This is a genomic window from Mucilaginibacter frigoritolerans, from assembly GCF_007830615.1.
GTDB lineage: Bacteria > Bacteroidota > Bacteroidia > Sphingobacteriales > Sphingobacteriaceae > Mucilaginibacter > Mucilaginibacter frigoritolerans.
Genome location: NZ_VLLI01000020.1, coordinates 1 through 19,250, shown reverse-complemented (window position 1 = coordinate 19,250; position 19,250 = coordinate 1). Strand labels below are relative to the sequence as shown.

Annotated in this window: 19 protein-coding genes and 2 tRNA genes; 10 read left to right on the top strand and 11 right to left on the bottom strand. The window is 39.5% G+C overall.

Features of this window, described 5'->3' with window-relative positions; genetic code table 11:
• The first annotated feature begins 115 nt into the window (after window positions 1-115).
• The 5 genes from JN11_RS23280 to JN11_RS23260 all read left to right on the top strand — a co-directional run bounded on the left by JN11_RS23280 (window position 116) and on the right by JN11_RS23260 (window position 3,873).
• On the top strand, window positions 116-1,495 hold the full coding sequence (locus JN11_RS23280; RefSeq protein ID WP_144916595.1) for an MFS transporter: 1,380 nt from the start codon (window positions 116-118) through the stop codon (window positions 1,493-1,495).
• A 39-nt stretch (window positions 1,496-1,534) separates the two neighbouring features.
• Window positions 1,535-2,269, top strand: a complete 735-nt coding sequence (locus tag JN11_RS23275) for a hypothetical protein (protein ID WP_144916594.1) — start codon at window positions 1,535-1,537, stop codon at window positions 2,267-2,269.
• Between the two features lie 111 nt (window positions 2,270-2,380).
• Window positions 2,381-2,923, top strand: coding sequence for an RNA polymerase sigma factor (locus JN11_RS23270; RefSeq protein WP_144916592.1), 543 nt, complete (start codon window positions 2,381-2,383; stop codon window positions 2,921-2,923).
• Window positions 2,904-3,176 (top strand): hypothetical protein, encoded by a 273-nt coding sequence (locus JN11_RS23265; RefSeq protein WP_144916590.1) that lies wholly within the window; start codon window positions 2,904-2,906, stop codon window positions 3,174-3,176. Before JN11_RS23270 ends, JN11_RS23265 begins: the two co-directional genes overlap by 20 nt.
• Before the next feature lie 13 nt (window positions 3,177-3,189).
• Window positions 3,190-3,873 (top strand): ATP-dependent Clp protease proteolytic subunit, encoded by a 684-nt coding sequence (locus JN11_RS23260; RefSeq protein WP_144916589.1) that lies wholly within the window; start codon window positions 3,190-3,192, stop codon window positions 3,871-3,873.
• A 106-nt stretch (window positions 3,874-3,979) separates the two neighbouring features.
• Here the strand turns inward: JN11_RS23260 and JN11_RS23255 are convergent, their stop codons facing one another.
• The 7 genes from JN11_RS23255 to JN11_RS23230 all read right to left on the bottom strand — a co-directional run bounded on the left by JN11_RS23255 (window position 3,980) and on the right by JN11_RS23230 (window position 13,079).
• Window positions 3,980-4,471 (bottom strand): isoprenylcysteine carboxyl methyltransferase family protein, encoded by a 492-nt coding sequence (locus tag JN11_RS23255; RefSeq protein WP_144916587.1) that lies wholly within the window; start codon window positions 4,469-4,471, stop codon window positions 3,980-3,982.
• Between the two features lie 22 nt (window positions 4,472-4,493).
• Window positions 4,494-5,549 (bottom strand): type III polyketide synthase, encoded by a 1,056-nt coding sequence (locus tag JN11_RS23250; protein ID WP_144916585.1) that lies wholly within the window; start codon window positions 5,547-5,549, stop codon window positions 4,494-4,496.
• Between the two features lie 248 nt (window positions 5,550-5,797).
• Window positions 5,798-8,830: a glycosyltransferase family 117 protein gene (locus JN11_RS23245; RefSeq protein WP_144916584.1), complete on the bottom strand. Its 3,033-nt coding sequence runs from the start codon at window positions 8,828-8,830 to the stop codon at window positions 5,798-5,800.
• Between the two features lie 277 nt (window positions 8,831-9,107).
• Window positions 9,108-9,284 carry a hypothetical protein gene (locus tag JN11_RS24570; RefSeq protein ID WP_170227839.1) on the bottom strand — a complete coding sequence of 59 codons (177 nt, stop codon included), beginning with the start codon at window positions 9,282-9,284 and terminating at the stop codon, window positions 9,108-9,110.
• 282 nt (window positions 9,285-9,566) lie between these two features.
• Complete coding sequence (locus JN11_RS23240; RefSeq protein WP_144916582.1) at window positions 9,567-10,436, bottom strand: hypothetical protein; 870 nt, start codon at window positions 10,434-10,436, stop codon at window positions 9,567-9,569.
• A gap of 61 nt (window positions 10,437-10,497) precedes the next feature.
• Entirely contained in the window at window positions 10,498-11,961 is a 1,464-nt protein-coding gene (cysS, locus tag JN11_RS23235; RefSeq protein WP_144916580.1) for a cysteine--tRNA ligase, read from the bottom strand.
• 155 nt (window positions 11,962-12,116) lie between these two features.
• Complete coding sequence (locus JN11_RS23230) at window positions 12,117-13,079, bottom strand: isopenicillin N synthase family dioxygenase (protein ID WP_144916578.1); 963 nt, start codon at window positions 13,077-13,079, stop codon at window positions 12,117-12,119.
• A 210-nt stretch (window positions 13,080-13,289) separates the two neighbouring features.
• Between JN11_RS23230 and JN11_RS23225 the strand changes: the two genes are divergently transcribed.
• From JN11_RS23225 to JN11_RS23210, 4 genes are all read left to right on the top strand, one after another.
• On the top strand, window positions 13,290-15,059 hold the full coding sequence (locus JN11_RS23225; RefSeq protein ID WP_144916577.1) for a DUF6600 domain-containing protein: 1,770 nt from the start codon (window positions 13,290-13,292) through the stop codon (window positions 15,057-15,059).
• Between the two features lie 97 nt (window positions 15,060-15,156).
• A complete protein-coding gene (locus tag JN11_RS23220) occupies window positions 15,157-15,630 on the top strand; it encodes a thioredoxin family protein (RefSeq protein WP_246139084.1) in 474 nt (157 codons plus the stop codon).
• Between the two features lie 387 nt (window positions 15,631-16,017).
• Entirely contained in the window at window positions 16,018-16,329 is a 312-nt protein-coding gene (locus JN11_RS23215; RefSeq protein WP_144916574.1) for a hypothetical protein, read from the top strand.
• A gap of 180 nt (window positions 16,330-16,509) precedes the next feature.
• Window positions 16,510-16,584 (top strand) — tRNA-Val (locus JN11_RS23210).
• 209 nt (window positions 16,585-16,793) lie between these two features.
• Here the strand turns inward: JN11_RS23210 and JN11_RS23205 are convergent.
• From JN11_RS23205 to JN11_RS23195, 3 genes are all read right to left on the bottom strand, one after another.
• The gene (locus JN11_RS23205; protein ID WP_144916572.1) at window positions 16,794-17,333 is read right to left on the bottom strand and encodes a Cif family virulence factor; all 540 of its coding nucleotides are present in this window, start codon (window positions 17,331-17,333) and stop codon (window positions 16,794-16,796) included.
• A 77-nt stretch (window positions 17,334-17,410) separates the two neighbouring features.
• Window positions 17,411-17,812 carry a tautomerase family protein gene (locus JN11_RS23200; RefSeq protein WP_144916571.1) on the bottom strand — a complete coding sequence of 134 codons (402 nt, stop codon included), beginning with the start codon at window positions 17,810-17,812 and terminating at the stop codon, window positions 17,411-17,413.
• A 51-nt stretch (window positions 17,813-17,863) separates the two neighbouring features.
• Window positions 17,864-18,439: a Crp/Fnr family transcriptional regulator gene (locus tag JN11_RS23195; protein ID WP_144916569.1), complete on the bottom strand. Its 576-nt coding sequence runs from the start codon at window positions 18,437-18,439 to the stop codon at window positions 17,864-17,866.
• A 195-nt stretch (window positions 18,440-18,634) separates the two neighbouring features.
• Between JN11_RS23195 and JN11_RS23190 the strand changes: the two genes are divergently transcribed.
• Window positions 18,635-18,709, top strand: a tRNA-Val gene (locus JN11_RS23190).
• A 293-nt stretch (window positions 18,710-19,002) separates the two neighbouring features.
• Here the strand turns inward: JN11_RS23190 and JN11_RS23185 are convergent.
• A partial coding sequence (locus tag JN11_RS23185) for a transposase (protein WP_144915227.1) occupies window positions 19,003-19,250 on the bottom strand: 248 nt, incomplete at its 5' end.

Below are 19,250 nucleotides of genomic sequence, written 5' to 3'. Positions count from 1 at the left end.
GACAAACCATTTCCCCAATTTTAATAGCTTTGAAGATGAATAAACAAATAATGCGTTACCTGTTTTTTCGAGCTTCCACTACCGGGTTTGGGGTACAACAAACGCAGATGATCAGATGAAAAACTCAGTTAATGAATTATCATCCGGCAAACCACTGTCCTTTGGTTTTGTGGTGGGTGTTACCAGCCTTGGCTTTGTAGTATCGCAGCTGGATGTATCTATCGTTAATATCGCCTTACCGCAAATCTCCAAATCATTTTCTACCGGCATCAGCTCCTTGCAATGGATAGTGGATGCCTACACCATTGCATTTGCAGCTCTGATGCTTTCTGCCGGTGGAATGAGCGACTTGCTGGGATCAAAACGCATCTTCCAAATTGGCTTAATTATATTCGGTATTGCATCCATGTGCTGCGGCATATCATGGAACCCGATCAGTTTAATATTATTCAGAGTTTTGCAGGGAATTGGTTCAGCTGTTATGATCCCCAGCTCTTTATCCATCCTGAATCAGAACTACGCCCATAATAACGGATTACGGGCACGTGCGGTGGGCTTCTGGACCGCCGCCGGAGGGGTTTCTATAGCTGCCGGACCAATTTTGGGTGGCCTGCTCATACACTTGAGTACCTGGCGGATGATCTTTTTTGTAAACGTGCCGCTTTGCCTGTTAGGCATAATATTAAGTACCAAATTAAAAGGGAGCAAACGTCAGCTCGGCCGTGGCTTTGATATTCCCGGGCAATTGATATGGATGCTGGCGCTTGTAGCCCTTATCGGTGCTATTATTGAGTGGCACGACTATGGCATAAAACATCCCTTAATATATGGCAGTTTGATATTCAGCGTAATCATGCTGCTATGGTTTATCCATGTTGAAAAAAAGGCAAAGTCTCCTATTTTGCCCTTGAGTCTTTTCAAGTCGTCAAACTTCAATGTGCTGGTTTTAATGGGTACCATTTTGAACAATACCTATTATGGTACGGTGTTTATATTGAGCTTATACCTGCAAAATGTGCTGCATTACTCGGTTATAAATGCCGGGCTTGCCTTTTTACCACTCACCGCAGGCTTTATTATATCAAACTTATTAAGCGGCAAACTGATCGGCAAATACGGAATCCGTTTTCCAATTCTCACAGGTTTAACTATTGTGACTATTGGTTTTACAGGTTTATTCATAGCCGGGGCCAATACGCCTTACTGGCTATTATTTATTCCGTTTCTAGCTATCCCAATGGGTATTGGGCTTGCCGTACCAGCCATGACCACAGGTGTACTATCAAGCGTAGATAAAACGCTTTCGGGTACGGCATCGGCAGTATTAAATACCAGCAGACAAGCTTCGGGCGCCATGGGCGTTGCCATTTTTGGAGCGATGGCCAATGGCGGTGCAACAGCAATTATACATGCTATAACCATGAGCGCTATTATCTCCCCATTAGCTATCATATGCTGCGGCATATTGATCTTTAAATATTTAAAGGCAAATTAAATTCAAATATTAACTTTATAACTTCAACATAAAAATAATATGGAAGTGCACCATCACCCAGAATTGCCACACGGCAAAAAGAAACATTTCAAAGAATATGTATTAGAGTTTTTAATGATATTTCTGGCAGTCACCATGGGTTTTATTGCCGAAAATATCCGCGAACATATATCTGACCATTCAAAAGAAAAAGAATATATAACCGGTATGATTAAAGACCTTGCCATTGATACCACAAATTTAAAGACCATTATTAATTACAATAAGAAACAGAAGAGAGGAATTGACAGTCTTCGTACTATTCCTAAAGAAAAATTGACAGATATAAAAGTTCAGGATTCATTGTATCTGTATACGCACAAGTATCTATTTGAATTTCATCCTTTTAAAAACGACGATGCAACGTTGATCCAACTACGTAACGCCGGTGGTTACAGGTTAATACGCAATCAAAATGTACTCGATAGTATTGCCGGCTACGAATCACGAATTAACATCTCTGGTATTCAATTGAATTATTTATATGCATCGCTAACCAAATCAATCGATGCAGCAAGTGCTGTTTTTGATTTAAATGAGTATAGCAAATTCAAATCAAATCCGCTAACAACTCCTGTATTGATAACTACCGATAAGGAAAAGATTAATGCTTTTTATAATCAAAGCTGGTTGATGTCAATAGCAGTAAAAAACTATGGTGAAATGCTTGAAGATCAGCTTGAATATACATCACATCTCATTAAGAATATTAAAGCTCAATATGATATTGAATAAACCCGTTTAATTTTTTTTGCTGATGGATCATCATCAGTTTAAAAAATTAAAAACAATTTTCCGGGTGATAGTTTGTTAATTATTTGCACTTGTTATTAAAAAGCGGATTTTATGGCACAGCAAAACAATTTTGGCAGCACACCCGCACAAAGGGAACAGCTTTTTATAAGCATGTATAAAAAAGCTTTCCCTAAAGTGGCAAAATATGTAAGTAAAATGGGAGGCTCCTTTGATGAAGCAAAAGACATTTTTCAGGATGCATTAGTCATTTACTACGAAAAACTAGCTATTGGCACCATTACCATTCAAAGTAATGAGCAGGCTTATCTGTTGGGTATAGCCAAACATCTTTGGGTAAGAAAATTCAATGAAAATATTTTGCATACAGATTTAGATGCTGGCTTCGATGCCGTTGAAATTATCGACCATCAACCATCTTCTGCAAAACTGATGTATTACCTGGAAACGGCCGGTCACCGATGCATGGAAATACTGAAAGCCTTTTATTATGATAATCTGCCAGTGAATATCATTGCAGAACTGTTTGGCTACTCGGGCATCCGCTCTGCAACGGTGCAGAAATACAAATGCATGGAAAAAGTAAGAGAAACCATTAAAGAAAAATCATTGGCTTATGAGGACTTCATTGAATGAGATCAAACTGATCGATGAGCATCTTTTTGGCACATCAAATACTGGCGATGCACTATTGTTTGATGCCATGCTAATATTGGACAATACTTTATCTGAAAAGGTAGAATGGCAAAAAAACACCCATACCTTGATTCAACAATATGGCCGTAAAAAGCTGAAGGCCGAGATTGATGAAGTGCACCAAAAGTTATTTAATGAGCCACCGCACCGGCATTTCGCACAAAAAATACGCAACCTGTTTCTGAACAGATAAACCCTTAAACATTATGAATATTAATGCAAATGAATTTCGCAGCTATGCTGTGAACCACCTCCGTATGCCCGGAACTTTTGTTGACCAGTTTGTTTCTCAAACAAATAACAACATCAGCATGGGGATTACCCCGTATATTATGGAAGAGCGCCAGATGAACATTTCGCAAATGGATGTTTTTTCAAGGTTGATGATGGACCGTATCATTTTCCTCGGTACGGCTATTGACGATCACGTGGCTAATATTATCCAGGCGCAATTGCTATTCCTGCAATCCACCGATCCTAAAAAGGATATCCAAATCTATATCAACTCACCGGGCGGCTCGGTTTATGCAGGTTTTGGTATTTACGATACCATGCAACTGATCTCGCCTGATGTGGCGACCATTTGCACCGGCATGGCAGCTTCCTTTGCTTCTATTATCCTATGTGCCGGAGCGCCAGGCAAACGGGCCGCCTTGAATCATTCAAGAGTGATGCTACATCAGCCGTTGGGCGGCGTTCAGGGACAAGCTTCAGACATTGAAATTACCGCCAGGGAGATCCTCAAAATAAAAAAAGAGCTTTACGAAATTTACGTAAAACACTGCCACCAGGAATACCAACGGGTACATGACGTATGCGACCGCGACTTTTGGATGATTGCACATGAGGCCAAAGACTTCGGTATTGTGGATGAGATATTAGGTAAATAGTTGATGGTTCATGGTTGATGGTTCATGGCAGAAGTTTTACTTGTTAACTACGACCTTAAGCATTTATAACAGTCAACCCCATGAACTATGAACCATCAACTATGAACTACATTTTCCATACCTTATTTTCTACCTTAATCCTTACTGTAAGCATAGCAGCATTAAGAACAGTAAAAAGGATAGCCGTATAATACAAATGAAAAACCAGGGGGATAATAGCGATTTCGCAAACCACCTCCATATAATTGGGGTGTTTTAAAAACTTGTATGGACCCTTTTTTACTGGATACACACCTGGTATCCGGTAAATTTTGGTATTCCAATATTTACCCAGTGAGGATAAGGCCCAGAATTTAAACGACAATACCAACAGAAACAGCACCAAAAACACCCAGCTAATAGGTGGCTGCTGCCGTAAAATGTATTCAACTATAATAGAGATAATAAACAAAGTGTGCAGTGTTATCATAAACGGATAATGCTCTTGCCCGTATTGAACAGCGCCTTGTGAAAGCAGCCATTTTTCGTTCCGGCGTGCAATGAATAATTCTGAAAGGCGCTGCAGGATAAAGAATATAATAAAGATGATGAAGTACATGCTTTTAGTTAGATTTCGTCTTTTAACCTTTAATTTCTAATAAAACCATTTCGCTCGAAAATCCGGGCCCCATTGCCAGCATCAGTCCATATCCGGGTTCGAAGCCTTCGGTCATAAATTTTTCTAAGACGTACAGTACAGTTGCGCTTGACATATTGCCGTAACCATTCATTACCTCGCGGGTGTTTTTCATAAAGTCGCCATCAACGGCCAGTGCGCTGCTATAGGCGTCCAGTACTTTTTTACCTCCGGGATGGAAAATGAAGTTTTTGATGTCGTTAAGCTGAAGATTATGTTTTTGCAGAAACACATCAATATCATTACCGATATGTTCATTGATAAATGTGGGGATATCTTTTGAAAAAAGCACCTTAAAACCGGTATCCTGAAAATCCCAGCCCATAACATCCAGTGAATCATAATACAGCTTACTGCTTGAGGCAACATAACCCACTCCCGTATTATTTTGATGATTGTCGCCCTTTACTATAGTAGCCGCAATACCATCTGAAAATAAACTCGATCCTATAAAATTACTTTTGCTGTAATCACTTTTTATCAGGGTTAATGAGCAAAGCTCAACAGCTACCAGCAATACTACTGCATCCGGATTAGCTTTAGCCACCGTATTGGCTTTGGCCATACCTGATACTCCTCCCCCACAACCCAGGCCCCATATTGGTATCCGGTTAATGTGCGGATTTAGTCGCATTTTATTTATGATCAGCGCATCCATACTGGGTGTAGCCAGGCCGGTGGTTGATACAAACAAAATATCGGTTATATCTTCTTTGTTAACGCCTGCTTTTTTCACACAAGCCTCAATAGCCTCAACAGAATATTGCAGCGTATTGGCGATGTATTCGTTATTCCGTTCTTCAAAAGTATTGGGTTGGGTATAGTAACTAAGTGGTTTGCAAAAGTTACGGGTAATGATCTCTGTATTATCGAAAGCAAAAATTAAACGTTTAGCCTCGGGAAAATTCACCGAAAACATATCCTGGGCTTGTTTCTTTACTTCTTGCTGACTAGTTTTATGAGGGAGGTCTATTTTTGATACTGCTGCTATAAATGGCATATGTGTTTATTTGTAGTACTTACGTAGCCATTCATGCGCCAGTTGCCTACTATCAAAAAATAATGAGCCGGACACCAAAGTGGATCTGTTAAATATAACATAAAGAATTTAAACTTGTTTTTAATTAACCTTTAGCTGTGCCAGGTTCACGTGGCGCAGCTAAAAAACTATACAAACAAAAGTGGGCAATGCTTTACCATTACCCACCGTAACAAAATAAAGGAAAAGTATCTTCTAATCTTTAATCATTATCTCATCAGGCCTGCAAACTTACCCTCATAATTATTTAATTGAGCCAGCAATTGTTTGCTTAGGTCCGGCTGCTGGTTATTTTTGGCAGTATCGGCCATACTGTTTAATAGCTGCATGCCCAGTTGTACTGTGCGGGTATCAACAGCCTCTTTATTGCTCTGTAGTTGGTTATAATTATAATCCAGTTGATCGGTTATAAAATTATCAACGCTTTTAAAATACTTAGTGCCCAACTCTTTGTCATTTAGCTTATAGGCCGATTGTGCCAAAAAGAATTTCTGAGCAGCGGTATCAATATCCGGATTAATATCAGGCATTTGCTCATCAAACTTATGGATAGCTTTCAAAGCCAAATCACGGTGACCTTCCTGCATCAGGCCCTGTGTAAGATCACTAAAGGTGATTTCCATGTTCAGGTAAAACTGTGTGGTTGCTATATTATCTAAAAAACGGGCAGTTTTATAATTACCGAACTTAAACTTGTTCACTACGTTATTATACATAACCAATGCATTGGTTTTGGTTATCCGGTTATTATCGGCAGCGGTATCCTGTTTAAATGGTATCAGGTGATAAACAAAACCTTCTTTATACAAATACGGCTGCAATCCCATCATGCTTGAAGGGCTCATACTCGAAGTAAAGCAAATCGGCCTCTTCCAATCGTTATGCGCTACAATATCCAGCATAGCCAAATTATCCTTGGTTACATAGTTTGATGGATATTTCCATTCCATAGTATCAGCAAGCCTGTTTTTCTGATCGGGGGTAATTACCCCGTTTTTCAGCACATCACTTGCGTTAACGGTTAATTTTAAGTTTTTAGTCGGCAAAAAGTTCAGCTTATCGCCATTCTGATACTCCACCTTGGTACGTGCATCATCCGAAGTCAGGAAATCAAACACATCCTTTACCTCTACTGATCCGGGGATTTTCTCATCATTAAAATACAACACATCACGTACACCTTCTTTATATTTATCATAAGGCATGGTAATTGGCAATGGTGCCGAAGCATTCATTTTCCCCTGCATCTGATGAATATACCAGTCACCGCTAAACAAACTCAAACAAACTATACGCACATCTGGTCTTACCCCTTCCACTTCCTGGTCATACCATAACGAGTAGGTATCATTATCGCCATAGGTAAATAAAATGGCATTTTCAGGGCAGGATATGAGGTAATTGTAAGCCATATCATGAGGTATAAGCTTCGTCGACCTGTCGTGTCCCCGCCATTCTTTGCAGGCCAGCAAAACCGGAACGGCTATCATACATAAGGCGAACGAGCCGATAGCAGCAACGCGGGCATTCAGTTTTATACGGGCAAGCTCTGCAAGCGCCAATACACCAAGGCCCATCCAAATGGCAAAAGCATAAAAGGAGCCCACATAAGAGTAATCGCGCTCCCGCGGCTGAACAGCGTTTTGGTTAACATATAAAACAATGGCTATCCCGGTAAAAAAGAAAAGCAAGGCAATAATCAGTGCATCTTTTTTTCTGCGTTTAAAATGATAAAAAGCACCAAGCAAACCCAGAGCAAATGGCAAGGTATACAATGGCGCATAATTGGTTCCGTTCACTACCGATTTAGGCAGATGTTTACCACCATCAAAAATACCACTCGTCCAGTTGCCATTAATATCTGTGGTACTTTGCTGACCGTCTATTTCATTATAGCGGCCCACAAAATTCCATAAAAAGTAACGCACATACATTTGGTACATCTGCCAGCTAAACAACCATTTTAGGTTATCCGAAAAGGTGGGTGCCTGCCCATCGGCCATTTGCAACCATCCTTTATAAAACTGAACATTTTGTGCATAGTAAGGGTCTGATTCTGTGCTCCACATCCGTGGCAAAAAAGTATTGTGATCATAAACATAATCAACCTTTTTACCGGCGTTTTCATAACGGGTTTCGCCTTTACGGTAAATAATGCCTCCCTCCTTTTCATCCGTAATTTTAGCATCAAAATACGGCCCGCTTAAAAGTGGCGTTTCCCCATACTGTATACGGTTAAGATATCCATATAACGTAAAAGCATTATCGGGATGTGAGTTATTCAGATCAGTATTAGCGGAGGCCCTAATTGGGATATAAACAAAGGAACTGTAGCCAAAGTAAATAAAGGTAACGCATACCAGCGCCAGGTTTAAAATCGGCTTTTTATGGCGGATACTGTACCATATTCCACCTGCCAGCAACGCCACCAGTAAAAGTAAAAAGGCTATTGCACCGCTACCAAAACCCATACCCAGTGAGTTTACAAAGAAGAAATCAAACCAGGCAGCAAAGTAAACGGTATAACCCCTTATGCCAAACTGTACCAGGCCCAATATTACTATACTGATTAAAAAAGCTACTATACCGCCTTTAAGGCCCGCTTTATTATTTCTGCGGAAATAATAAACCATGGCAACAGCAGGAATAGTAAGTAAATTAAGCAAGTGGATACCTATGGAAAGGCCAATGATATAAGCTATTAAAACAATCCATTTATCGGCACCGGCATCATCGGCCTGTGCTTCCCATTTCAGTATTGCCCAGAAAACAATGGCGGTACACAATGACGATAAGGCAAATACGATGGTCTCCACAGCTGAAAACCAAAATGTATCGGTAAAGGTGAAGGCCAGCGCACCTACCAGCCCTGCACCAATAACCAACATCAGCTGATTTTTATCAGCAAACTCGTTTGCACCTTTTAATACCAGTTTTTTGGCCAGCGCGGTAATTGTCCAATACAGGAACATAATAGTTGCCCCACTGGCAATGGCCGACATCATATTGGTAAAATAAGCCACTTTGGTATGATCGCCTAGTGATAACAGGGAAAATACCTTACCCAACATGGCAAAGAGCGGATAACCTGGCTGATGCGATACCTGCAAGCGATAAGCACAGGAGATGAATTCGCCGCAATCCCAAAAACTTACCGAAGGCTCTAAAGTTAAAATGTATGTTATAGTTGCAATAGCAAAGCAAAACCAGCCTGCTGCATTGTTTATTTTTTTGTAATTCATGGTGTTTTGTAAAGTTTATTCATGTGTGAAGGTTGATTGATATTAATATCTGTACAACCAATTTCCATGTAATTTTTTACATCACATCAGCATTTAACACCTGTTAACAAATTTTAACTAAAAAAGGGAAGAATTTAACAATTGGGGGGAGGGAAGTAGGTTTGTGATTAGAGATAAGTGGTTAGGCGGCGAAGGTATAAGATGGTGGTGTTGGGAGGAAGGTGGTAATGGTGATTAGGGATCAGCTATATTTTAATCCCTAATCACCAGGTTTTAACTAAACCAGTTCTTTTTTTACGAACTCTGCTATTTTCTCGTCAATAATATTAATTGACTGTTGAAGATGACTGATATACATATCAGTTCTTTCATCGTGTGTCTTAATGCGCATTAAATTTTTAAGTGTTTCTGTAAGCTTGTCTTTGGTTCTCATAAACTTATTCAGATCGGCCATAACTATTTATTGTTTTTCTTGATGTTCTTTTACGGGCAACAGTTATCAGGGTTTCCCGGAAAATGTGGATAGTTATTAACTTATCAACATTCTATTAATTTAAGAAACTAAATCCGTTGCCTCACCTTTTACTATCCGCCAACGCGCCCTTTAAACAGGCATTTTTCCAACTACTACATTTATAGACTGTTGAAAGATTATCACCTCCGGATAAACCTCTCAAAACAAAAAATCCGTGCCGATCAACAGACCTGCACGGATTTTTTTTTATTTCTATATGGATTACTCGTTTTCAACAGAGGAGAATACTTCCAGTAAAATATTCCATTTATGGGTTGCATCTATTTCCCAAATACGTACATAATTGTAGTCACTCACAATGTCACCTTTCTTGATACGGGCCTTACCGTAAGTATAAGCCAGATCATTACTTGTTGAACGGCCTGCATCAGTAGTAGTGGCAGTAATGCTTATTGCTTCGTTATCAATAAACTTCATTATTTTATCCTGACCAACAACAGGCTCAAAACCAGGGAAGTAATACCGTCCTTCGCCACTTAAAAATTCTTTATAAGCAGCCAGTGTTGATAGCGTTAGGGAGTGATTAAATAAATTATCAGTAGCCATAATTATTTTTTTACCACCAAACGGATCTTTGCTTAAAGCAACTCTTTGCTTAAGATCTGAGTTTTTAAAATCAATCGGGGCTTCCTGTTCAGCTTCAGGATGTTGTATGCCTAAGTTTATCAATAATTTAAACTTACCATCATTATCTGCACGCCATACAGAAACATAATCACCAAAAACTTTATCAGAATCGTCATTGCCATTCTGATAAATATAAGGCCCGGCGGTAAAACCTAAATCGCCATTAACAGAAATACGTGCAAAATTGGGTTTGGTTGATAGTGTACCTGCCTGTTTATCAATACTGTTATAAAATTCGGTTATATTAACCACATTGGGTTTAAATATAATGCCTCCCGGATCGGCAACGGTCAGAAAGCCGCCTTTTATACCTTTACGTTCTACAAGCTTATTAAAATTCTTTTCAGCATCAACAACTGTGTTTACATCACCAGTTGGGGCTTGAGCCTGAGCTATTTTATTTATACCTGTTAATACAATTGCTAACAAAAGTAATTTTTTCATTATTTTATGAAGATGCATATCAATTTATTAATATTCAGTTATTTAAATGCCTATAAGGCTATTAAATTTTGCTCCAGTTAGTACCTTCCTTGCTATCATTAAGCTGGAAGCCAATTTGTTGTAAGCCATTTCTTATTTTGTCTGAAGTAGCGTAATCGTGATTTATTTTTGCTTCATTCCTTAACGTAACAATCAGGTTTAATATTTTAGGTAAATCCTCATTTCCTGATTGTTCATTTTTTAAACCTAAAACATCAGTAATAAAGGTATTCATCATAAATTTCAACAACTCCAGGTTCTCCGCGTTAATTTTCAGCTTACCATCATAAACCGAATTCACAATGCGAGAAGCTTCAAAAAGTTCGGCTATTAAAACCGGACTATTAAAGTCATCGTTCATTGCAGCGTAGGCGCGGTCAAGCAATGGCTGTATGTCAACACCGTTTTCTGCAGATGGTTTTAAATTATCAATCAAAGCGAACGAATTCATCAGGCGTTTAAAACCTTTTTCGGAAGCTTCCATCGCATCGTTCCCAAAATCCAGTGTGCTGCGGTAATTAGCCTGTAGCATAAAAAAGCGCACTGTCATTGGGCTATAGCCTTTATTCAGAATGGAATGATCACCAGTAAAAAGTTCATGTGGCAAAAAACTATTTCCTAACGATTTCGACATTTTTTGACCATTAACCGTTAACATATTGGTGTGTACCCAGTACGTTGCCGGATTTTTTCCGCATGAAGCTACGTTTTGCGCTATCTCGTTAGTATGATGTGTTGGCACAAGGTCAATACCTCCCCCATGGATATCAAATTGTTCGCCCAGGTATTTATTACTCATGGCCGAACATTCCAAATGCCATCCCGGAAAACCAACACCCCAGGGTGAAGGCCACTTCATTATATGTTCGGGCTTGGCTTTTATCCATAAGGCAAAATCAAGCTTGCCGTGTTTTTCTTCCTGCCCACCCAGTGTGCGCGTATTGTTGAGCAAATCTTCCAGGTTACGGCCATTTAAAATACCATAATCCTGTGTTTTGTTATATTTCTCTACATCAAAATATACAGAGCCATCAACCTCATAAGCATAGCCCTTCGCTAAAATGGCTTTTACCAGTTCAATTTGCTCAATAATATGCCCTGTGGCGGTTGGTTCAATACTTGGCGGCAGGATATTAAATATCTGCATCACATCATGAAAACCTACAGTGTACTTCTGTACAATTTCCATTGGCTCAAGTTGTGCTACCCTTGCCTTTTTTGATATTTTGTCTTCTCCCTCGTCGCCGGCATCACCTTCCAGGTGGCCTGCATCGGTAATATTGCGCACATAACGCACCTTATAACCCAAATGGGTAAGGTATCTGAATATTAAATCAAAAGATATATAAGTACGGCAATTACCCAGGTGAACATCACTGTAAACCGTAGGTCCGCAAACGTACATACCCACATGTGGCGGGTTTAGCGGTTCAAATTTTTCTTTTTTGCGTGTTAAAGTATTGTAAACAAATAAATTTTGTTCCATGTGCGCAAACTTACATTTTTAAGGCGAAAGGTGAAAGCAGAGGTAAACAGTGAAAAGTAAAAGTTTTGGTTTCAGGAAGCTTTTTACCTTTGCTCTTTTGCTTAATCTGGGTAGTCTTTTACTTTCTTTATAAAGCTTTCACCCTACATAATCAATTATTTCTTTAATCCTATTTCTCTTAACCTTTCGTCAAGGTATTCTCCGGCAGTAACATCGGTGTATTGTTTGGGATGATTTTCATCAATACACGATGGTAAACAGGTTAGGTCCATATCTGATTTAGGATGCAAAAAGAATGGCACAGAATAACGTGAATATTTCATCAGTTCGCGCGGGGGATTAACCACCCTGTGAGTTGTTGATTTAAGTTTATTGTTGGTTAAGCGTTGCAGCATATCACCAACGTTAACCACCAGGTCCTCACCATAAGCTTTTACAGGAAACCATTCATTTTCACGGGTTAAAAGCTCCAGTCCGTCGGCGCTGGCCCCAATTAAAAGGGTAATGAGATTTATATCTTCATGTGCACCAGCACGTACAGCATCTTCAGGCAGCAATTCAGGATTTTCTATCGGGAAATAATGCAGCGTGCGTAAAATAGAGTTGCCGTTATGAACCTTATCATCGAAGTAGTTCTCAGGCAGGTTTAAATAAACCGCTATGGCGCGCAGCAAATGCTGACCGGCCCACTCCAGCTTTTTATAAACTTCTAAAGTGGTTGAATTAAATGAAGGCAGTTCATCAACCAGCAAATTATCCGGATATTGATCTTTAACCAGATCGCCGTCAGTTACTGTTTGACCTATCTGCCAAAACTCCTTTAAATCAGGAGCTTTAAATCCTTTGGCAGTCTCTTTTCCTTTGCTGGTATAGCCCCGCTGTCCGGCAAGTTCAGGCTTTTCATATTTTAGTTTAAGTTCATCAGGCAATGCAAAAAGCGCTTTAACATCTTCATAAAGTTTGTCAATTAACTTTTTATCCAAACCATGATTGGTTATCGTTACAAAACCGGTTTCATTAAATGCTTTTCCAATATCATCCGAAAATTGCTTTCGCTGCTCCTCATCTCCATTTACATAAAAATTCAGGTCAAGCCTTGGGATATTAACAGTGCTCATAATTGTTCTTAAGAATTTTTGTAAAACTATTTAATTTAAAAATAGTAGTGTAACAATTGAGTAAAAAAATATAATCGGATGTTAAATGTATTTATTATCAATAATATTAAACCATATTAAATTGAAACAATCCATACATGTAAATGGTTGTTATTTAACATCTAAAAATAAAGAATAATTGTTACAGGCTGTAAACACAGTATATCTCAAATGAAAACGATAAAGAGAATAATAGGATCAGGCTTTTTAGCTCTCCTATTGATATTGGCCCTTTCACCACAAACTAAAGCACAGGGCGATTATATATCCGATCAGGATTTTTATGACAATTTACAACCCTATGGCACCTGGGTAAGTGATCCGCAATATGGAAATGTATGGATCCCGGATGTTGACGGTGATTTCAGGCCATATGCCACACGCGGACACTGGGTGGTAACCGACTATGGAAACACTTGGGTATCTGATTATCCATGGGGTTGGGCCACCTTTCACTACGGCCGCTGGCGCTATGATGATTATTACGGTTGGGAATGGATACCTGGACATGAATGGGCACCGGCATGGGTTAGCTGGAGACATGGAGGTGGATATTATGGCTGGGCACCCTTATTACCAGGCATAACTATAGCCATTTCAATTGGCGGTGGTTACCGGGTACCCGATAATTATTGGGTTTGCGCACCACAGGCTTACATAAACCGCCCCAATATTTATAATTATTATGTACCGCCATCAAGATCGGTAACTATAATTCGCAACACCACTATAATTAATAATACCTACGTACAAAATAATGTTACTTACGTTACCGGCCCGCGTCCGCAGGAAATAAGGCAGTATACCCGCCAAAATGTTACGGTTTATAATATAACCAACTCTAACAGGCCGGGTAATGTTACTATAAACAACAAAACCGTAAATATTTACAGACCAGCGGTTAATAAGGCCCCCAATGCGCGCCCTGCAAGGGTTGTTGATGCTAATGCTTATAAGCAACAACACCCTAATCAGCCAATAGCATATCAAGCAAAAGGCGGTGCACCAACTTTTAACCGTACAAATGCTACAAGGCTGGCCAGTGCAGCAAAAGCGCCCACACCCGATAATAAAATTGTACGTGTAAACCCGGTAAACAACAGGCCAAATAATACCAAACCCAATAATCAGCCTGCACAACCGGCTGCAAGACCCGGACAACCGAATACTGCTGTACGACAACCACAACCAGGCAACCCGGCGCAACAACAAAAAGATGCCCGCGCACAACAACAGCAGCAACGTATGCAGCAGCTAAAAACGCCACAGCCTCAGCAGCAACAAAAAGCGGTACAGCAGCAAGAACAACAGGTGCAGCAAAAGGCTACTCAACAGCGCCAGCAACAGCAAGCTACCCAACAACAGGTTCAGCAAAAAGCGGCGCAACAACAGACTCAACAGCGCCAACAACAGCAAGCTACCCAACAACAGGTTCAGCAAAAAGCGGCGCAACAACAGGCCCAACAACGTCAACAGCAGCAAGCTACCCAACAACAGGTTCAGCAAAAAGCGGCGCAACAACAGACTCAACAGCGCCAACAACAGCAAGCTACCCAACAACAGGTTCAGCAAAAAGCGGCGCAACAACAGACTCAACAGCGCCAACAACAGCAAGCTACCCAACAACAGGTTCAGCAAAAAGCGGCGCAACAACAGGCCCAACAACGCCAACAGCAGCAAGCCGCTCAGCAACAAGCTCAGCAGAGAGCTGCACAACAACAGGCTCAACAACGCCAACAACAGGCCGCACAACAACAAGCTCAGCAGAGAGCTGCACAGCAACAGGCACAACAGCGTCAGCAGCAACAGCAGGCTCAGCAGAAAGCCGCCCAGCAACAGGCTCAACAACGTCAGCAACAGCAAGCTGCGCAACAACGCGCAGCGCAACAAAAACAACAGCAGGAGCGGCAAAAACCTCAGCCACAAAATCAACCCAGATAATAAAGAGGTTTAGGTATATGCCGATAACCAAATTAAATAGCATCCGTATACTGTAATACAGTTTACGGATGCTATTTTTATGCTTTATTAATTTAACATGACAACAAAATTTAATTCAGGATTTTACAGATACTTTATACAGTTTGCATTTGTTGGCACACTGCTTTTCGCAGGCAACAAGTCTGGCGTTGTTCCAACAATGCCGGCAAAAAACGCTTCTCATATTATTTTTATTGAAGATCAATTTGATGAAGCACTTAAGCAAGGCCGCCTGCAAAAAAAATATATTTTTGTTGATGCCTATGCCAGCTGGTGCGGCCCCTGCAAAATGTTAAAGAAAAGAACTTTTACTGATGATAAAGCTGCTGCCTTTTTCAATGCCAATTTTATTAATGTATCTATTGATATGGAAAAAGGACAAGGCCCTGCCCTTGCACAACAATGGCAGTTACAGGCTTACCCAACACTTATTATATTTAACCCACAGGGGAAACCAGTTTTAGGCACAGTTGGCTATGTAAATGCTGACGATTTGATCCGCTTTGGCAAACAGGGCTTAACTAAGCAATAACCAAAAACCGTTTAGGATAAACTTGCGTATTTTAATATAAAAAAAGCTCATAAATGAAAAAAGGCCGAAATACTCTCGCAGTATAATCGGCCCTACATCTACCTATGAAAAACAACCCTTTGAGAAGGGCATTAATATTAACTCAAAAGCAATGCCAAGCCTAGCAAAGGCTAATTAAGCACAATATTTCTTAAATTTAACCACAAGTTAGTCTCATTTGTGGAATTATTTTCCAATTATTGGGCAAAGTTTACACACTGCGATGAAAAATATCGGAAAAAATTTCATCTACCGAAAATATACTTTGCTTTAACTAAAACCACAAGCCAATAATTCCGTAAAACAACATTGTACGAAACCATCATCCTTTAATATTGTTATACTTTTATGGATTACAATGTATATTTATTAGCAACCGATCCAAAAAATCCTTGCAGAGACGTTATTCATTCAAGAGACACCGGCTTAAAAATAAGGGTTTTTTGCCTCGATAAGGAGCCATTTGATCCTGATGGTAATGAGATTCAGCTTTATGGCTATGCAAACGGAAAACTATTTGCCTTCGAAACCATTAACATAGCTCCCGATGATGCACTGGATGTGGTGGGCGCAATACAATGGTATGCCGAGTATGTTGACTACCCAGAGATGGAAATACTCCCAGATGACCCCCGCGGCGATAAAAATATTGCGATATAAGCCTCCCAAAAACACAAATAAATAATACTATTTCACTACAAAGCTTCATAAGCCTTAACACAACCATTATAATTAACTGACTATAAGATAGTTAAAGAAGTGTTAAAAATAAATTAAAAAAAAGTAAAATTCATTTTGAAGATTTGCCAGGAGATTCTATATTTGCAGTCCCAAAACGAAGGGAGTTTAGCTCAGCTGGTTCAGAGCATCTGCCTTACAAGCAGAGGGTCACTGGTTCGAACCCAGTAACTCCCACTTAAAAAGAAAAGCCTTACAGAGATGTAAGGCTTTTCTTTTTAACTCCACTTTGTCCCGCGAAAACATGAAACACAAAGGGACATCCCGATACAACAAAAACAAGCAATCATTGTAAATCAAAAAGTTAACACCACCGTGTGGGCCAAGCTGGGACAAACGGGCCAAAACTTTTCGCAGAAAACGCTACAATTGCAAGTCAGGATAAACTATTGCACGGCCCCGGGCAAAGAACTTTTTTGCCTTTCTTTAAGGGGTGGCTGTTCAAAGTACCCAGTGAGATCTAACGAAAAAATAACACTGGTAATCTTCCACTTTCCATCTCTTTTAATTAACAACAAATATTTGCCGCCCCAATTAGTCATTTTGTTATCGGCCCAAAAACTATAATCCATAGTTACTGATGCAACGGTTCCATCTTCAACAATTTGAATATTATCAAACTTATCTTCGGTTGATTTATAACGGAACAGCGACCTGAAAAAGCCCTTGTAGCTTCCTGAAAAATAGTTACTCCCCGCACCCTTTCTTGCTACTTCCCGGGCTTGGGATCTATCCTTTAGCGCAGCACACCACGTAACAGGGCCGTCATTGAACAAGTCGTAAAATGTGGTTGAATCCTTTTCAATTACGCTTTTTGCGTATTTATTTATCAGGATGCTTATTTCTTTTTTATTGTTTGTTGTTTGCGCGTATAACTGCTTTACGGTTATCAGAAGCGCAATTGGTAATAGTTTTATCGTTTTCATTTTGTGATTAGTGATGATAAGGTATTGACATAAACCAATTTGGGTATGCAGACTATAAATAGCCAGCAATACTCCTTTTACTTCTTTTGGTTATTAATGTATTTATACTCTATGGTTAACCCTTCGTACCCGTAAGCATCTGCTTTCATTTCATTAATAGCGGTATAACTTACAGGGTGGATGATTCCAAGATGAGAGCTTAGTGAGTTATGAATAGCTGCAATGTAGCTTGCTTTATCACTTTTAAGGTTAGTGGAATCCGAAATCTTTATGTCAAGATGGAAACTGTTTGTTTTTAGTTCGGCTAATGATGCGGAATTAACAAACCACAGTTCATCCGGCACAAAGGATACCGTTACCACAGTTACTTCAGGCTTTTTATTTAACACATCTTTGGTAATACTACTGATTTCTTTTGCAAGCTCTTTTGCTAAAGCGGAATTTTCCTTTCCGCTTACTTTTAAATTGATTATTGGCATACTTCAATATTTTGTAATGAATGAAGTACGAAGTTCAGCTTAATGATCTTTTTATTTATTGATGTATGTTAAGAGTTTAATCCGGCTGAGTGACTCAGGCTTGATACCTAAATAAGAAGCAATATGATATTGGGAAACACGCTGCTCTATTCCCGGATAAAGGGTATACAACCTTTCCAATCTTTCTGATGCCGAGTATTTTAAAAAAGACGTTTCCCGTTTACATTTCCTGATAAAGTAAGTATCAGAAATATATTTACTAAGCTTAAGAAAAGCGCTGTCCTGCTCAATTAATCTATTAAGTTTTTCGTGACTGATATAATGGATAGTACTGTCCGTCAATGCCTCTATATTACAATTGGTTGGCATCCGCGTTAAAAAACTGGTATAGGCGCTTACAAAATCATTGTCGAAATAAAAATCATTATTAAACTCTTCATCATTATTCCTAACGTATGATCTTAAGGTTCCCGATGATAAAAATCCAATAAAATCACAAACAGAACCTTCGTTAATCAAATGCTCCTTTTTTTCTACCTTTTTGGCTTTTAGCTGAGCATAAAACATTTCAAAATGATGTACATTCAATCCTAACTTTTTGGTGAATAAAGCAATCAATGGTTCCATTGTTACGGCTAATTGATGAATTAATACAAATGTAGGTTTATTTCACTATCGCCGCTTAATGAGTGTTTAGCTTAACATTCAGATTACCAACCCTTTTTTATTTATGTTTATTCATCCACAAATTTCAATCAACATAAATAAAATTCTTTTTTGAAGATTTGCCCGGAGATTCTATATTTGCAATCCCAAAACGAAGGGAGCTTAGCTCAGCTGGTTCAGAGCATCTGCCTTACAAGCAGAGGGTCACTGGTTCGAACCCAGTAGCTCCCACATTAAAAAGCCTTCAGATTAATTTCTGAGGGCTTTTTCTTTTTAATAATATTTGACACCCCGCCCATCCAGGCGTGCCGCCTGGATGCATAACAATTTAAGCGTTCCGCTCAAACTAATTTTTAAAAGACCTTCCTAATTCACTCTGCCATGTTTCACCTGACCACAACCCGGTCCAGGTATTTAAGCGGAACGCTTAAATAGTATATGGCCAGGCGAAACGTGGCTGTTGCACAACGAAGCGTTTAGGAATTACAATTCCAGTCTGACGATTTATGTTAACCTTAGATTCATTAAAGTGAGAAAACAAATCGTGGCGATAACAGACTTAATAACGCATCCCAAAAGCATTTTCCGCCGTATTTTATTAGTTTCTTGAGATTATATGCGATCCCAGCCATTATCATACATTTATTGGCCAGTTTTATCCCAATGGTGTTGACTTTCCGCATGCCCAGGTATTCAATAAGGTTTCCAATGATGGGTTCCACGGTGCTTTTTCTTATAATCATCATCTGTTTGCCATATGCTTCATTCATCC

Bases quoted from the DNA above. Each gene is read 5' to 3' on its own strand.
- JN11_RS23270 (WP_144916592.1), top strand. From the start codon at position 2,381: ATGGCACAGCAAAACAATTTTGGCAGCACACCCGCACAAAGGGAACAG.
- JN11_RS23280 (WP_144916595.1), top strand. From the start codon at position 116: ATGAAAAACTCAGTTAATGAATTATCATCCGGCAAACCACTGTCCTTT.
- JN11_RS23275 (WP_144916594.1), top strand. From the start codon at position 1,535: ATGGAAGTGCACCATCACCCAGAATTGCCACACGGCAAAAAGAAACAT.
- JN11_RS23200 (WP_144916571.1), bottom strand. From the start codon at position 17,812: ATGCCAATAATCAATTTAAAAGTAAGCGGAAAGGAAAATTCCGCTTTA.
- JN11_RS23195 (WP_144916569.1), bottom strand. From the start codon at position 18,439: ATGGAACCATTGATTGCTTTATTCACCAAAAAGTTAGGATTGAATGTA.
- JN11_RS23245 (WP_144916584.1), bottom strand. From the start codon at position 8,830: ATGAATTACAAAAAAATAAACAATGCAGCAGGCTGGTTTTGCTTTGCT.
- JN11_RS23260 (WP_144916589.1), top strand. From the start codon at position 3,190: ATGAATATTAATGCAAATGAATTTCGCAGCTATGCTGTGAACCACCTC.
- JN11_RS23250 (WP_144916585.1), bottom strand. From the start codon at position 5,549: ATGCCATTTATAGCAGCAGTATCAAAAATAGACCTCCCTCATAAAACT.
- JN11_RS23265 (WP_144916590.1), top strand. From the start codon at position 2,904: ATGAGGACTTCATTGAATGAGATCAAACTGATCGATGAGCATCTTTTT.
- JN11_RS23240 (WP_144916582.1), bottom strand. From the start codon at position 10,436: ATGAAAAAATTACTTTTGTTAGCAATTGTATTAACAGGTATAAATAAA.
- cysS (WP_144916580.1), bottom strand. From the start codon at position 11,961: ATGGAACAAAATTTATTTGTTTACAATACTTTAACACGCAAAAAAGAA.
- JN11_RS23215 (WP_144916574.1), top strand. From the start codon at position 16,018: ATGGATTACAATGTATATTTATTAGCAACCGATCCAAAAAATCCTTGC.
- JN11_RS24570 (WP_170227839.1), bottom strand. From the start codon at position 9,284: ATGGCCGATCTGAATAAGTTTATGAGAACCAAAGACAAGCTTACAGAA.
- JN11_RS23255 (WP_144916587.1), bottom strand. From the start codon at position 4,471: ATGTACTTCATCATCTTTATTATATTCTTTATCCTGCAGCGCCTTTCA.
- JN11_RS23225 (WP_144916577.1), top strand. From the start codon at position 13,290: ATGAAAACGATAAAGAGAATAATAGGATCAGGCTTTTTAGCTCTCCTA.
- JN11_RS23205 (WP_144916572.1), bottom strand. From the start codon at position 17,333: ATGAAAACGATAAAACTATTACCAATTGCGCTTCTGATAACCGTAAAG.
- JN11_RS23220 (WP_246139084.1), top strand. From the start codon at position 15,157: ATGACAACAAAATTTAATTCAGGATTTTACAGATACTTTATACAGTTT.
- JN11_RS23230 (WP_144916578.1), bottom strand. From the start codon at position 13,079: ATGAGCACTGTTAATATCCCAAGGCTTGACCTGAATTTTTATGTAAAT.